The 13444-nt window shown below is 72.4% G+C and carries 14 protein-coding genes; 4 read left to right on the top strand and 10 right to left on the bottom strand.

Features of this window, described 5'->3' with window-relative positions; all coding sequences use genetic code 11:
* The first annotated feature begins 42 nt into the window (after positions 1 to 42).
* Positions 43 to 1239: a glycogen synthase gene (gene glgA / locus ABFT23_RS07050; protein ID WP_347893653.1), complete on the top strand. Its 1197-nt coding sequence runs from the start codon at positions 43 to 45 to the stop codon at positions 1237 to 1239.
* Here the strand turns inward: glgA and ABFT23_RS07045 are convergent.
* Positions 1221 to 1646, bottom strand: a complete 426-nt coding sequence (locus ABFT23_RS07045; RefSeq protein ID WP_347893651.1) for a hypothetical protein — start codon at positions 1644 to 1646, stop codon at positions 1221 to 1223. The two genes, glgA and ABFT23_RS07045, sit on opposite strands and share 19 nt — an antisense overlap.
* 250 nt (positions 1647 to 1896) lie before the next feature.
* Entirely contained in the window at positions 1897 to 2796 is a 900-nt protein-coding gene (locus ABFT23_RS07040; RefSeq protein WP_347893649.1) for an alpha/beta fold hydrolase, read from the bottom strand.
* 64 nt (positions 2797 to 2860) lie between these two features.
* Between ABFT23_RS07040 and ABFT23_RS07035 the strand changes: the two genes are divergently transcribed.
* Positions 2861 to 3376, top strand: coding sequence for a CGNR zinc finger domain-containing protein (locus ABFT23_RS07035; RefSeq protein WP_347893647.1), 516 nt, complete (start codon positions 2861 to 2863; stop codon positions 3374 to 3376).
* A gap of 26 nt (positions 3377 to 3402) precedes the next feature.
* On the opposite strand, the gene ABFT23_RS07030 is transcribed toward ABFT23_RS07035, so the two are convergent.
* From ABFT23_RS07030 to ABFT23_RS07020, 3 genes are read right to left on the bottom strand one after another with little or no spacing between them, the layout of a single operon-like run.
* Positions 3403 to 4068 (bottom strand): SprT-like domain-containing protein, encoded by a 666-nt coding sequence (locus ABFT23_RS07030; protein ID WP_347893645.1) that lies wholly within the window; start codon positions 4066 to 4068, stop codon positions 3403 to 3405.
* A gap of 10 nt (positions 4069 to 4078) precedes the next feature.
* Positions 4079 to 4717 carry a serine aminopeptidase domain-containing protein gene (locus ABFT23_RS07025; protein WP_347893643.1) on the bottom strand — a complete coding sequence of 213 codons (639 nt, stop codon included), beginning with the start codon at positions 4715 to 4717 and terminating at the stop codon, positions 4079 to 4081.
* Positions 4714 to 4872: a hypothetical protein gene (locus tag ABFT23_RS07020; protein WP_347893641.1), complete on the bottom strand. Its 159-nt coding sequence runs from the start codon at positions 4870 to 4872 to the stop codon at positions 4714 to 4716. Before ABFT23_RS07020 ends, ABFT23_RS07025 begins: the two co-directional genes overlap by 4 nt.
* A gap of 18 nt (positions 4873 to 4890) precedes the next feature.
* Between ABFT23_RS07020 and ABFT23_RS07015 the strand changes: the two genes are divergently transcribed.
* Positions 4891 to 5538: a C40 family peptidase gene (locus ABFT23_RS07015; RefSeq protein ID WP_347893639.1), complete on the top strand. Its 648-nt coding sequence runs from the start codon at positions 4891 to 4893 to the stop codon at positions 5536 to 5538.
* Here ABFT23_RS07015 and ABFT23_RS07010 read toward each other — a convergent pair.
* Together ABFT23_RS07010 and ABFT23_RS07005 are read right to left on the bottom strand one after the other, a co-directional pair.
* Complete coding sequence (locus tag ABFT23_RS07010) at positions 5525 to 5857, bottom strand: TraR/DksA family transcriptional regulator (RefSeq protein ID WP_347893637.1); 333 nt, start codon at positions 5855 to 5857, stop codon at positions 5525 to 5527. The genes ABFT23_RS07015 and ABFT23_RS07010 overlap by 14 nt on opposite strands.
* A gap of 121 nt (positions 5858 to 5978) precedes the next feature.
* On the bottom strand, positions 5979 to 6959 hold the full coding sequence (locus tag ABFT23_RS07005; RefSeq protein WP_347893635.1) for an ERCC4 domain-containing protein: 981 nt from the start codon (positions 6957 to 6959) through the stop codon (positions 5979 to 5981).
* Positions 6960 to 6982: 23 nt separating this feature from the next.
* Here ABFT23_RS07005 and ABFT23_RS07000 point away from each other — a divergent pair, with 23 nt between their 5' ends.
* Positions 6983 to 8431, top strand: coding sequence for a gamma-glutamyltransferase (locus ABFT23_RS07000; protein WP_347893633.1), 1449 nt, complete (start codon positions 6983 to 6985; stop codon positions 8429 to 8431).
* 113 nt (positions 8432 to 8544) lie between these two features.
* Here ABFT23_RS07000 and ABFT23_RS06995 read toward each other — a convergent pair whose 3' ends face one another.
* The 3 genes from ABFT23_RS06995 to ABFT23_RS06985 form a co-directional block, all read right to left on the bottom strand.
* The gene (locus ABFT23_RS06995; RefSeq protein ID WP_347893629.1) at positions 8545 to 9318 is read right to left on the bottom strand and encodes an ADP-ribosylglycohydrolase family protein; all 774 of its coding nucleotides are present in this window, start codon (positions 9316 to 9318) and stop codon (positions 8545 to 8547) included.
* Between the two features lie 241 nt (positions 9319 to 9559).
* Positions 9560 to 10150, bottom strand: a complete 591-nt coding sequence (locus ABFT23_RS06990; RefSeq protein ID WP_347893627.1) for a hypothetical protein — start codon at positions 10148 to 10150, stop codon at positions 9560 to 9562.
* A 368-nt stretch (positions 10151 to 10518) separates the two neighbouring features.
* Positions 10519 to 13428 (bottom strand): vitamin B12-dependent ribonucleotide reductase, encoded by a 2910-nt coding sequence (locus tag ABFT23_RS06985; RefSeq protein WP_347893625.1) that lies wholly within the window; start codon positions 13426 to 13428, stop codon positions 10519 to 10521.
* Positions 13429 to 13444 lie beyond the last annotated feature (16 nt).

Below are 13444 nucleotides of genomic sequence, written 5' to 3'. Positions count from 1 at the left end.
GCACGTCACCCTCGTCGGTCGAGCACCACTACGTTGGACGCCGTGAGGATCGACGTGCTGACCAAGGAGTACCCACCGGCCATCTACGGCGGGGCGGGGGTGCACGTCGCCGAGCTGGTGCGCGCGCTGCGCCGGCTCGGTCCCGACGCCGGCGTCGAGGCCCGCGTGCACGCCTTCGGCGACCCGCGCGACGAGGCCGGCACGTCGTCCTACCCCGACCCGGCCGAGCTCGCCGGCGCCAACGCCGCGCTCCGCACGCTCGGCGTCGACCTCGCGATCGCGGCGGGTACCGAGGGCACCGACCTCGTGCACTCGCACACCTGGTACGCCAACATGGCCGGCCACCTCGCGCACCTGCTGCACGACGTCCCGCACGTCGTCAGCGCCCACTCGCTCGAGCCGCTGCGACCGTGGAAGGCCGAGCAGCTCGGCGGCGGCTACGCCGTCTCGTCGTGGGTCGAGCAGACGGCCTACGAGGCGGCCGCCGGCATCATCGCCGTCTCGGCGGCCATGCGCGACGACGTGCTGGCCTCCTACCCAGCGGTCGACCCGGCGAAGGTCCAGGTCGTGCACAACGGCATCGACACCGAGCTCTGGACGCCGACGCCGAACCCCGACCGCCTGCGCGAGCTGGGCGTCGACCCCGACCGGCCGTCGGTCGTGTTCGTCGGCCGCATCACGCGGCAGAAGGGCCTGCCGCACTTCCTGCGCGCCGCGGCGTCGCTGCCGCCCGACGTGCAGCTCGTGCTGTGCGCCGGCGCTCCTGACACCCCCGAGATCGAGGCGGAGGTGCGCGGCCTCGTCGACGAGCTCGCCGCCACCCGCACGGGCGTCGTGTGGATCGCCGAGATGCTCCCCCGCGCCGACGTCGTCGCGCTGCTGACCGCCGCCACGGTGTTCGCGTGCCCGTCGGTCTACGAGCCGCTCGGCATCGTCAACCTCGAGGCGATGGCGTGCGAGACCGCCGTCGTCGCCACCGCGACCGGCGGCATCCCCGAGGTCGTGGTCGACGGCGCGACCGGCGTCCTGGTGCCGATCGAGCAGGCCACCGACGGCACCGGCACGCCGCTCGACCCCGACCGCTACGTCGCCGACCTCGGCGCCGCGCTCACCGCCCTGGTGAGCGACCCCGACCGGGCCGCCACCTACGGCCGGGCCGGACGCCGGCGGGCCATCGAGTCGTTCTCGTGGGACGCGATCGCCGAGCGCACCGTGGAGGTCTACCGCTCGGTGCTCTGACCCTCGGCGCGCCGGTCCTTCAGCTCCAGCACCTGGGCGTCGCGCTCGGGCGGCGGCACCTGCTCCTGGGTGACCCGGTTCAGCTCGGCCCGGATCACGTGGTCGCCCACCAGCACCGCGCCCTGCAGGCGGTGCCCACCGCGCAGGCCCTCGTTGAGCGCGGTGTCGAGAGAGGCGGCGCTGCTCGGCGCCAGGAACTCACGGGACAGGAAGCGCAGCCACGACGCGACGACGTCGGCGTCGTCCTCGACGACCGCGGCCTCGAGCAGCAGTCGGCGCCCGTCGGGGGTCGGCCGCCACGGGCACCGTCGGCCCGGCTGGCCCGGCCAGACCCGGCGGACGCCGGCCGCCGTGGTGAACGAGGCCAGGAACGCCACCTCACCGGGCTCCAGGGGTGGGTCGATCACGACCGACGGGTCGTCAGGGGGAGACGTCGTCACCGGTTCCTCCGCGAACAAGATGGCCGTCCCGAGAGCATGCGAATCTGTTCGCGCGGAAGCGGTGTGGGGGTCAGCGGTGCCGTACCCCGGTTCGGTCGCGACATGCCCCCTCGGGCATCACCGACCTGCAGCGACGACGGAGCCGATGTCCGTCGGGTGGCAGCCCGAGGCGGAACGACCGCAAGGTCGACCCGGCGCTACGGCGACGCGATCTCGCTCAGCCGGCCGGCTGCACCGCGCGACGCAGGAACGCCAGGATGTGTGCCGCCACGTCGTGCAGGGCGCTCTCGAGCAGGAAGTGTCCGCCGTCCAGCAGGTGGATCTCCGCGTCGGCCAGGTCGGTGCGGAACGCCTCCGCGCCTGCCGGACCGAAGATCTCGTCGTTGGCGCCCCAGACGGCGAGGAGCGGGACCTGGCTGGCGCGGAAGTACTCGTGGACCCGGGGGTACATCACGACGTTCGCGGCGTAGTCGCGGAACAGGGCGAGCTGCACGAGGTCGTTGCCCGGCCGCGAGACCAGGGCGTGGTCGTGGATCCACGTCTCGGGATCGACGAGGCTCGGGTCGCCGACCCCGTGCAGGTACTGCCACCGGATGGCCTCGATGCTCAGCGCGACGCGGAGCGCGGACTCGGTCGTGGGGTTGGCGTCGCGTTGGTAGTCGAGGACCGGCTGCCAGAACTCCGGGACGAAGCCCTCGTCGTAGGCGTTGCCGTTCTGGGTGACGATCGCGGTGATCGCGTCCGGTCGCCGCAGCGCGAGGCGCCATCCGATCGGTGCGCCGTAGTCCTGCACGTAGATCGCGTAGCGCCGCAGACCGAGGTCGGTCAGGAGGTCGTCGGTGAGCTCGGCGAGTGCGTCGAAGGCGTAGGTGAACTCCTCCACGGGCGGTGCGTCGGACAGACCGAACCCGAGCATGTCGGGCGCGATCACGTGGTGCTCGCGCGCCAGGAGCGGGATGAGGTGGCGGAACATGTTGGAGCTCGTGGGGTACCCGTGCAGGAGCACGATCGTCGGAGCACTGGGGTCGCCGGCCTCGCGATAGAAGAGGCGGTGCCCCGCGACCACGCGGTACTGGTGACGGACGACAGACTGGTCTAACCGATTCTTATTGTTCATGGGGTTAGACCGTACGACGGCGGACCTAACTGGTCAAAAGTGGAGAAGGGGTTAGACTGGGTGCGTGCTCGAGCTACCCGGACTTCTCGACGAGACCGAGATGCTGATCGACCTGCTCAACACCACCCCGGTCGAGGCCGGGACCCAGCACGACCACCTCGCCGACGACCGGGCGGCCGCCGAGTGGATCCGGGCCCACGACGGACCCGTCACGCCGGAGGAGGTCGCGGCCACCCGACGGGTCCGCGACGTCATCCAGGCCGTGGTGCGTGGCGAGCAGTCCGCGGAACGTCTCGCCCCCTACCTCGCCGACACCGCTCTCGTCCCGGTCATCGAGTCGGAGCGGCTGGTCTGGCGTCTCCGCGTCGACGGCAGCACCGTGGCGGCCAGGGCCGTGCTGGCCTGGGGTCGGGTCGAGCAACGGCACCCGGGCAGGCTCCGGCCCTGTGCGAACGACGAGTGCCGGCTGTTCCTGCTCGACCGGAGCAACGCCAACCGTGCCCAGTGGTGCTCGATGGCCGTGTGCGGCAACCGGATGAAGGCCCGCCGCAACTACCGCAAGCAGGCGGGCGGCAGCTGAGCGGTCCTGTGACTGCGCCGGCCGGCTCAGGGCCGCTCGACCAGCGCGAACGGCACCCGCACCATCCCGCGCGGGCTGCGCAGGTGGTAGCTGGTGCGGCCGAGCTTGACCACCTTGCCGACGACGCCCTCGAAGTCGCCGGGCGCGGTGATGCGCAGGCGGGTGCCGACCCGGTGGAGGGTGAGGTGCCGACCGGCCCGGAGGCGCTCGAGCTCGGCCTCGAAGTTGGGGTGCATGACGGCGGGGCGGCCGCGGTGGGTCCAGGTGAAGGCGTGGGCGAGGTCGAAGGTCGGCGAGCACTCGCCGCACGTCATGACGCGCTCGGGACGCCGGTGCCGGCCGTTGGTGTGGCCGCCCGGACACACCCCGAGCCACGGCGGCTCGACCCGGGCGGAGTCGGGCGAGATGCAGCGCTCGCCGGTCGAGCCGATGCGGACCGCGATCTGGCGCCAGGTCTCGTCGTGGCCGTGCTCGGGGCCGGCGAGGGCGTGGGCGATCTCGTGGAGGATGGTGTCCTTCACCTCGAGGTCGGTGTGCAGCACGGTGAGCGGGGCGCTGAGGCCGATGACGCGCGGACCGAAACGGCAGATGCCGGCACGCCTCTTGGCGCCGTCGAGCTCGATGCTCCAGTCGTCGAGCCCGTGGTGCTCGAGCAGGTGCTCGGCCAGGGCGTAGGCGTCGCGCAGGTCCACGAGGACGACGTTAGACGCCACCACCGACATGTCCACCGGCATCACCGAGGTGGTCGCGCACGAACTCGGCGGCCGCCGTCTCGAACACCCGCCCGTGGCGCAGCATGGCGTGCTTGCCGCCCTCGACGACGCGGACGGTGACGTCGGCCGAGCGCGAGAGCCGCTCGGCCACCTGGCGCGCCCGCGAGAGCGAGGCGATGCGGTCCTGGTCGCCGTGGACGACGAGTACCGAGCGCCCCGGCAGCGGCGCGCCGTCGTCGGGGTAGACCCACGGGTTGAGCGCGACCACCGTCGTGACCGCCTCGTGCCGGGCCGCGAGCAGCGCGCCGCGGCCGCCGAGGGAGTGACCGACCAGCGCGACCGGCCGGCCGGGCCATCGCTCGCGCACCTGCTCGATCGCCCACTGCGCGTCGTCGAGCGGGGTGTGGTGGGAGTCCCAGCCCCGGTAGGAGTTGAGCAACCGCACCACGGCGAGGCGCCGACGTCCGGCCCGGGCGATGCGCCGGGCCACCGGGATCATCCGCACCACCGACAGCTGCGCGGGGCTGACCATCATCCGCTGGCGTCGCGAGGCGCCGCCGTGCATCACGATCACGACCCCGACCGGGTCGGACGGCGTCCGGACGTCGATCAGTCGGGCGCCGCTCATGCGCGCCGGTCGGTCTGCGCGAGCCGCTCGTGCAGCCGGTCGCGCACCTCCTCCGGCGTGACCTGCGACCGCTTGCGCTGGTCGCGCGCGATCACGACGCCGGTGGCCGCCACTCCGGCGACCCCGGCCACCCCGAGCCACTTCCAGAGCTTCATGCGACAGACTTCCTCTCGATGAACCAACGACGGTCCCCCAGCCTCGGGCTCGACGACGCCGTCGACCTCACCCGCACCGGCGACCTGTGGCTGTTCCGCGGCCGATCGGTCGCCGACCACGCTATCCGGGTGGTGACCAACGCCCCCGTGAACCACGTCGGCATGGCGATCGTGCTCGACGACCTGCCGCCGTTGATGTGGCACGCCGAGCTGGGCAAGGGCCTGCGCGACGTGTGGACCGGTGGCCACCACCGCGGCGTCCAGCTGCACGACCTGCGCGAGGCGGTCGTGCAGTGGTGCGGCCGCTACGAGCAGCGGGCCTGGCTGCGCCAGCTCGACGCGGTCGTCACCCCCGAGCAGGAGGACGCCGTGCTCCGGACGGTCGCCCGCCTCGACGGCACCCCCTTCCCCTCGACCGCGAGGCTGGCCGGCCGCTGGGCGCGCGGTCGGGTCAAGCGTCAGGCGAGCGTCGAGACGACCTACTGCGCGGAGGTCGTGGCGAGCACCTACCAGGCCATGGGCCTGCTCGACGCGCGCCTGCCGTCGAACTCGTTCGACCCCGGCACATTCTGGTCGGGCGACCGGCTCGAGCTGATCGGCGGCGCCCGCCTCGGCGACGAGATCCCGGTTGAGGTGCCCACCGGGCCCGACGTCACGCGCACGTGACGCAGGTGCGCGCCGTGGGCCGCACCGCGAGCCGTTCGGCCGGGACGACGCCACCGCAGACCTCGCACCGGCCGTAGCGACCGGCCTCGAGACGGGCCAGGGCCTCGTCGACCTCGGCGAGCCGGTACCGCGCCTGACGGACGAGGGTGTCGATCTGCGAGCGCTCGAAGGCGATCGTGGCGCCCTCGGGGTCGTGCTCGTCGTCGGCGTTGGTGTCCTTCGACGCGGCGACGACCTCGTCGAAGTCGCCGAGCAGCAGCGCGAGCCGCCGCGTCGTGCGGCGGCGCTCGGCCTCGAGGCGGTGGCGGACGTCGTCCATCTCCCGGACGCTAGCCCCCGCCACCGACACCCCGGCGCTGCGACGGGCGCGCCCCACCGCGGGGGTAGTCCCTGACGAAGATCAGCCTCGTGGCCCCCCGAACGCTGATCTACGTCAGGGACTACCCCGGCGTCGCACCACGCGCCGCCTCGAACGCCTCGACCACCCGGCGCGGCACCCGCCCGGCGGGCGCGACGTCGAAGCCGTTGACGGCGGCCCAGGCCCGGACCTCGGCCGGCGTGGCCGGAGCGGCCGCCAGCGCGGGCGCGGCCGCGAGGTCGGCGACGGCGGCGACGCCGTGGCTCTCCTCGGCCGCGGCCACCCTGGCGGCGGCGAGGAACCGGTAGGTCCACTCCTGGGCGAGCTTGCGGGTCTCGCAGAAGTGGATGGGCACCTGGGGCCAGCGCACCTGGCACTCGGCGAGCCCCTCGAGCACCACGGCGGGGCGCACGTGGGTGAGCCCGAGGAGGCGCGAGTAGCGCTCCTCGACGACGACCGCTGCGCGGGGGACGGCGGCCAGCTCGGCGAGCTGGTACCTGAGCTTGCCGCTGGTGAGCGAGCCGACGAGGTCGTCCAGGCTCTTGCGTTCCACGGTGGCGACCAGGGCGCCGTCGCGCTCGATGCCGTAGTCGCCGGCGACGAGAGCGGCCTTGCGGGTCGTGGCCTGCTGCTCGCCGAAGCCCCAGGCGTAGCGCTCGTGGGTGTCGACGACGATCTCGACGTCGCGCTGGCCGCTGGCGCGCGTGCGCGGCACCGATCCGGCGGGGCGGGCCTGCTTCGTCGTCCGCGCCGACTGCCAGAAGATCGCCTGCCGCCCGCCCTTCACGGTCGTCATCACGAGCTGGCTGCGGTTCTCGCGGCCGCGGTCGAGCACGAGGTCGATCGAGGCCCCGCGGCGCACGCAGCTGCGCACGGGCACGCGCTCGACGACCTCGGCGTCGTCCGGCCAGTCGTCGACGCGGTGGCAGTAGATCTTGGCGGTGCGCGGCCAGGTGTCGCGGGCCTTGAGGATCACCGCCCGGTCGTCGAGCGGGATGCGCAGCAGGTAGGGCAGCGTCGAGTCACCGTCGGGGTTGCGGGCGATGAGGAAGTCCTCCGGCACGAGGGTCAGGCTACGGTGCGGGGGTGCCGACGACGTCCCGCCTTGCGGTCGCGGCGCCGAGCGAGGTCGCGGCCGACGCCGCCGAGCGCGTCGCGCTGGCCGGTGGCAACGCGGTCGACGCCGCCGTGGCCGCGGCACTGGTCGCGATGGTCAACGAGGTCGGCATCGTCTCGCTCAGCTCGGGCGGGTTCGTCACCGTGCAGCCGGCCGACGGCGACGCGTACACCGTCGACGGCTGGATGGACGTGCCCGGGCGTGGCCTCACCGATGAGCAGCGCGCGGCCAGTCGCACGTGGGACGTCTTCACCGAGTACGGCGGCGGCGTCGACGTGACGATCGGCCCGGGGTCGGTGGCCGTGCACGGGTCGGTCGTGGCGCTCGGCGAGGCCCACGCTCGTTCCGGTCGACTCCCGTGGCGCGAGGTCGTGGCGCCGGCCGTCGAGGTCGCGCGGCACGGCTTCGCCCTCGGCTCTGCCTCGCGCTACTACCTCGACTTCGTCAGACATGATGTCTTCGGCTGGGACGACGCCAGCCGGGCCGTTCTTACCGATGCCGACGGCCGGCTCACCACGGCACCGGCCGTGGTCGACGGGCTCGCGCGCTCGCTCGAGGCGATCGCCGACGACCCCGCCGCCATGCACACCGGCGACCTGGCCGCGGCGATCAGCGCCGACGTCCTCGACCGGGGCGGGCTCCTCGGCGAGGCCGACCTGGCTGCCTACCGCCCTGTGGTCCGGCCCGCTCTCTCGTCGCGCACGGGTGCCTGGGCGTTGGCCACGACGCCACCGCCGTCGGTCGGCGGCGTCGTCGTCACCGCCATGCTGCGGCGCCTGGCCGGCTGGAGGCCGGACGCACCCGGTGCCGACGAGCGTCTCGTCGCCGCGCAGCGCGACGTGCTCGGGCACCGCCTCGAGGTGCTCGACCACAGCCGCGACCTCGAGGCCGACGCCGCCGCCTACCTACAGGTCAGCGAGTCGGGCTCGACCGCACACGTCTCCACCGTCGACGCCGACGGCCTCGGTTGCTCGGTCACGGTGTCGTCCGGATACGGGTCGGGCATGATCGCCCGCGGCACCGGCATCTGGCTCAACAACTGCCTCGGCGAGCAGGAGCTCAACCCGCGCGGCCTGCACGGCTCGCCGCCCGGCACCCGACTCCTGTCCAACATGGCTCCCACCGTGGCCCGCCACGACGACGGCTCGACCCTCGCCATCGGCTCACCCGGCGCCGACCGCATCACGACCGCCATCACCCAGGTGCTGGCCCGCTTCGTGGCCGGCACCCCGCTGCAGGACGCCGTCGACCACCCGCGGTTCCACGTGCACCGCGCAGGCCGGCCCGACGAGGTCGTGCGCGCCGAGACCGATCCGACGATGTACTTCGGCGGCGTCGGTGCCGTGCTGGCCCGTGCCGACGGGCGGCTCGTCGCGGCGGCCGACCCGCGGCGCGAGGGCGCCGTGCGCGTCACCTAGGCGGTCGGCTCGGGTCGCGCGGGCGGTAGGTGAGCCACCGTTTCGCCCCACTCCAGGCCTCGAGATGGTGGCTCACGCACCGCTCCGCACAGGTGACCGGGAGCGACGGCGACTCACCCGTCGACGGCGCGGACGGCGAGCGCGACCAGGTCGTCACCGGTGTGGCCCGGCCACCCGTGCACGACCTCGCGCCACGACGACGGGACTGCGCTCGCGCCCCACTGGGCCCCCACGAGCGCGCCGGTGATGGCGGCCACGGTGTCGGTGTCGTTGCCGACGCGCACGGCGGCGTGCAGCGCCTCCTCCAGCCCGTCGGTGGCGGCAACCGCGGCGACCGCGGCCTGCAGGGCGGTGACGGTGAAGCCGTTGGGGTTGAACCGCGAGGCCGGCCCGGCCTCGGCCTCGTCGAGCCACGCCTGCCACGGGGGCCGGCGGGCGTCGTCCAGCAGGTCGAGACCGGCACGGACGTCGAGCCTTCCGTCGACCACCGCGACCCGGATCGCCTCGCACCACAGCACGCACGACTCGGTGGCCAGCGGGTCGACGTGGGTCAGGGCCGCCACCCGCCGGGCCGCGAGCGCGAGCCGGTCGCGGTCGTCGAGGTGCGCGAGCGCCACGGGGCCGGTGCGCATGAGCGCGCCGTTGCCGGCCGAGTGCGTGGCGGTCTGCGCGAACGCCGTCGCCTCCGCCGTCATCACCGCGGCCGGGCGTCCGCCGGCTGTGTCAAGCCGGCGCCGCGTCGCGCCGAGCACAGCGCTCGTCTGGAGCCCGATGTCGGGAGGGCCGTGGTCGAACCACCGCAGGAAGCCGAGCGCCACCTCGTCGAGGGCGTCGTCGTCGGTGAGGTCGACCCGAGTGGCGACGACCTGCGAGATCGCCGTCGCCATCGAGGTGTCGTCGCTCCACTCCCCCGGCGCGAACGGCCCGAGCCCGCGCCCTTCATCTCCGCGAGCTCACCTGGACCGGGCGGCACCGCGAACTCGTAGGGCACGCCGAGCACGTCTCCGCAGGCGCTCGCGAGAAGCGCTCCGGCGGCGCGGTCGGTGCGGGTGTCGGACGTCATCACGAGGTCACCCTAGGCAGGTCGGCGCAGACCTCCGCGACCTCAGCGGCCAGGACGGCGGGCGGTCAGCGGCTCGTGCGCCGCCGTGACGCGAGATCGATGACGACGCCCGGGGGCGTCGTCGCGTCGGCTCGCGCTCGGGTCGACGGCCCCGGGCCGGCGCTGCGCGTGGGCGGCTCCTCGTCGTCCCCGAGCCGCAGCACCTGCTCGTTGACCCGGTTGGCCTTCGCCTTGACCGCGAACATCCGCCGGTCGTGACGGCGACGCCCGACGACCGCGCCGCTGACGACGTGGTCGTAGGTGAAGGCGCCGAACAGCTCGGGCAGCCGGCCGCGGGTCTCGGCACCCCGGGCGAGGAAGTGCCTCACCAGGTAGCGCAGCCACGCGGTCGGCTCGTCGAAGTCCGGGTCACCGTCCCAGACGATGCTCTCGCCGTCGGCGCTCGGGATCCACCGGCACCACAGGCTCGGCAGCCCCGGCCCGGGCCGGTTGACGTCGGCCGTCGTGTCGGCCTCTCCGGGCTGGTTCTGCAGCCGGTAGGGGCCACGGAGCGCGTCCCAGTGCCGGTGCTCCGCCCAGTCGAGCAGGTAGTCGATCTCGCCGTCGTTCATCGCAGGTCGGACGTCGAAGTGTCCGATGAAGTCGGTCTCGTCCATCGCGTCCTCCCGGTCTGCCTCCACTGACAGGGTTGCCCGGGTGGGGTGTCCAGAACAACGCCTGATCGAGATCTGTGGAGAACTCCCGGTGCCGGCGCACCGGTTCATAGCTCCATCGGCTCGGTCGCCAGCTCGGTCGGTGCGACGACGCCGGCGGGCACCGTTCCCTGACTCACGAAGCCTGGTCGAGGGTTGTGTGCCTCGTACCGACAGCCAGATCGTGCTCAGGCACACGACTCGCTCAGACGCCGCCCGACTCCGCCGACGCCGAGTGCGACTAGGCCGACGAAGCCCCGGAGCTCTCGATGGAGCCCCGGGGCTTGGTCAGGTCGGACGATTCACCGCGACGCCGGAGCGCCGCCTCTTGATCAGCTGCAGCCGCTCGTGGAGCCACAGCCCTCACACACGTAGCACGAGCCGGCGGGACGCATCTTGGTGCCGCAGGTCATGCAGAGCGGGGAGTCGACGGCGGTGCCGGTGAGCTGCTCGAGCAGCTCGGCGCTGGTGTGGGCGCGCTTGGCGGGCTCGGCGGGGACCTCGCGGCTGTTGGAGCCCTCGGTGTCCTTGGTCTCGACGACGGAGCCCTCGACGATGGGGGCGACGTGCTTCGGGGTGGCCTTCAGCTCGACGCCGGACTCGATGAGCTCGGAGGCGTTGCCGGTCTCCTCGGTGGGCAGCTCGTAGGAGCCGGTCTCGAGGTGGCGCTGGCGCTCCTCGGCGGAGTAGATGCCGAGCATCGAGCGGGAGTCGAAGTCGAGGTAGTCGAGCGCCAGCCGGCGGAACACATAGTCCATCAGCGACTGCGACATGCGGACGTCGGGGTCGTCGGTGAGGCCGGCCGGCTCGAAGCGCAGGTTGGTGAACTTCGAGACGTAGGTCTCGAGCGGGACGCCGTACTGCAGGCCGATGGAGACCGCGATCGAGAAGGCGTCCATGACGCCGGCGAGCGTGGAGCCCTGCTTGCCGAGCTTGAGGAACACCTCGCCGAGCTCGCCGTCGTCGTGGGCGCCGGAGGTCATGTAGCCCTCGGCACCGCCGACGGTGAACGACGTCGTGCGCGAGACGCGGGACTTGGGCAGGCGCTTGCGGGTCGGGGCGTAGACGATCTTCTCGACGACCTTCTCGACCGTCTCGGTCGGAGCCGAGGCGGCGTCGTCCTTCTTCTCGGCCTTGCCGTCGGAGAGGGGCTGGCCGACCTTGCAGTTGTCGCGGTAGACCGCGGTGGCCTTGAGGCCGAGCTTCCACGACTGCAGGTAGACGTCCTCGATCTCCTCGACCGTGGCGGTCTCGGGCAGGTTGACCGTCTTGGAGATGGCGCCGGACAGGAACGGCTGGCACGCGGCCATCATGCGGACGTGACCCATGGGCTTGAGGGCCCGGGCGCCCATGGCGGTGTCGAAGACCTCGTAGTGCTCGGTGCGCAGACCGGGGGCGTCGATGACGTGGCCCTTGTCGGAGATGTAGGCGACGATCGCCTCGACCTGCTCGGGCTGGTAGCCGAGCTTCTTCAGGGCCCGCGGGATGGTCTGGTTGACGATCTGCATCGAGCCGCCGCCGACGAGCTTCTTGAACTTCACCAGCGAGAAGTCGGGCTCGATGCCGGTGGTGTCGCAGTCCATCATGAAGCCGATGGTGCCGGTGGGTGCGAGCACCGAGGCCTGGGCGTTGCGGAAGCCGTGCTGCTTGCCGAGCTCGACGACGTCGGCCCAGGCCTGCGTGGCCAGCTTGTGCGTGGCGGAGTCGGCGATGGCCAGGGTGCGCACGGTGTCGTTGGCCGCCTGGTGCTTGCGCATCACGCGCTGGTGGGCCTCGGCGTTGCGGGCGTAGCCGGCGTAGGGACCGACGATCTCGGCGAGCTCGGCCGAGCGCTTGTAGGACTGGCCGGTCATCAGCGAGGTGATGGTCGCCGCCATCGCGCGGCCGCCGTCGGAGTCGTAGCCCAGGCCCATCGCCATCAGCAGCGCGCCGAGGTTGGCGTAGCCGATGCCGAGCTGGCGGTAGTTGCGGGTGGTCTCGCCGATGGGCTCGGTCGGGAAGTCGGCGAAGCAGATCGAGATGTCCATCGCGGTGATGATGAACTCGACGGCCTTGGCGAACAGGGGGGCGTCGAAGGTGTCGTCGTCCTTGAGGAACTTCAGCAGGTTGAGCGAGGCGAGGTTGCACGAGGAGTTGTCGAGCGACATGTACTCCGAGCACGGGTTGGACGCCGTGATGCGGCCGGTCTCGGGGTTGGTGTGCCAGTCGTTGATCGTGTCGTCGTACTGCAGGCCCGGGTCGGCGCACTCCCAGGCGGCCTTGCTGATCTTGCGGAACAGGTCGCGGGCGTCGACGCGCTCGATCTCCTCGCCGTTCTTGCGGCCGCGGAGGGCGAAGTCGGTGCCGTCCTCGACGGCGCGCATGAACTCGTCGGAGACACGGACCGAGTTGTTGGCGTTCTGGTACTGCACCGAGGTGATGTCGGCGCCGCCGAGGTCCATGTCGAAGCCGGCGTCGCGCAGGGCGCGGATCTTGTCCTCCTCGCGCGCCTTGGTCTCGACGAACTCGACGATGTCGGGGTGGTCGACGTCGAGCACGACCATCTTGGCCGCTCGACGCGTGGCGCCGCCGGACTTGATGGTGCCGGCCGAGGCGTCGGCGCCGCGCATGAACGAGACCGGGCCGGAGGCCGTGCCGCCCGAGGAGAGGAGCTCCTTCGAGGAGCGGATGCGCGACAGGTTGAGACCCGCGCCCGAGCCGCCCTTGAAGATGAAGCCCTCCTCCTTGTACCAGTTGAGGATCGAGTCCATCGAGTCGTCGACCGAGAGGATGAAGCAGGCCGAGACCTGCTGCGGCGACTGGGTGCCCACGTTGAACCAGACGGGGCTGTTGAACGAGAAGTACTGGTGGAGCAGGAGCCAGGTGAGCTCGTGCTCGAAGACCTCGGAGTCGGCGACCGTGGCGAAGTAGCCGTGCTCGAGGCCGGCCTTGGTGTAGGTCACCACGATGCGGTCGATGAGCTGGCGCAGGCTCCACTCGCGGGCGTCGGTGCCGACGGCGCCGCGGAAGTACTTCGTCGTCACGATGGTGGAGGCGTTGAGCGACCAGAAGTCGGGGTACTCGACGCCGCGCTGCTCGAAGACCGACGCGCCGGTCTTCCAGTTCGTCTGGACGACGTCGCGACGCTCCCACGTGACCTCGTCGTAGGGGTGCACGCCGGGAGTGCTGAAGACCCGGGAGATGGTGAGTCCCTTGCCGGTACCGCCCTCGGTCTGGCTGGCGGAGCTGGCGGTCTCGGTCATGGTCTTCTCCTCTGGG

The organism is Nocardioides secundeburneus (genome assembly GCF_039939255.1).
Classification (GTDB): domain Bacteria; phylum Actinomycetota; class Actinomycetes; order Propionibacteriales; family Nocardioidaceae; genus Nocardioides.
Note: the sequence above shows the minus strand (reverse complement) of the source record. Positions and strands in the feature narration are given on the sequence as shown.

What these genes read in the sequence shown, in the direction of transcription:
- ABFT23_RS07010 (WP_347893637.1), bottom strand. Translation starts at nt 5,857, where the DNA reads ATGGACGACGTCCGCCACCGCCTCGAGGCCGAGCGCCGCCGCACGACG.
- ABFT23_RS07025 (WP_347893643.1), bottom strand. Translation starts at nt 4,717, where the DNA reads ATGAGCGGCGCCCGACTGATCGACGTCCGGACGCCGTCCGACCCGGTC.
- ABFT23_RS06985 (WP_347893625.1), bottom strand. Translation starts at nt 13,428, where the DNA reads ATGACCGAGACCGCCAGCTCCGCCAGCCAGACCGAGGGCGGTACCGGC.
- ABFT23_RS06995 (WP_347893629.1), bottom strand. Translation starts at nt 9,318, where the DNA reads ATGGCGACGGCGATCTCGCAGGTCGTCGCCACTCGGGTCGACCTCACC.
- ABFT23_RS07040 (WP_347893649.1), bottom strand. Translation starts at nt 2,796, where the DNA reads ATGAACAATAAGAATCGGTTAGACCAGTCTGTCGTCCGTCACCAGTAC.
- ABFT23_RS07015 (WP_347893639.1), top strand. Translation starts at nt 4,891, where the DNA reads ATGAACCAACGACGGTCCCCCAGCCTCGGGCTCGACGACGCCGTCGAC.
- ABFT23_RS07020 (WP_347893641.1), bottom strand. Translation starts at nt 4,872, where the DNA reads ATGAAGCTCTGGAAGTGGCTCGGGGTGGCCGGGGTCGCCGGAGTGGCG.
- ABFT23_RS06990 (WP_347893627.1), bottom strand. Translation starts at nt 10,150, where the DNA reads ATGGACGAGACCGACTTCATCGGACACTTCGACGTCCGACCTGCGATG.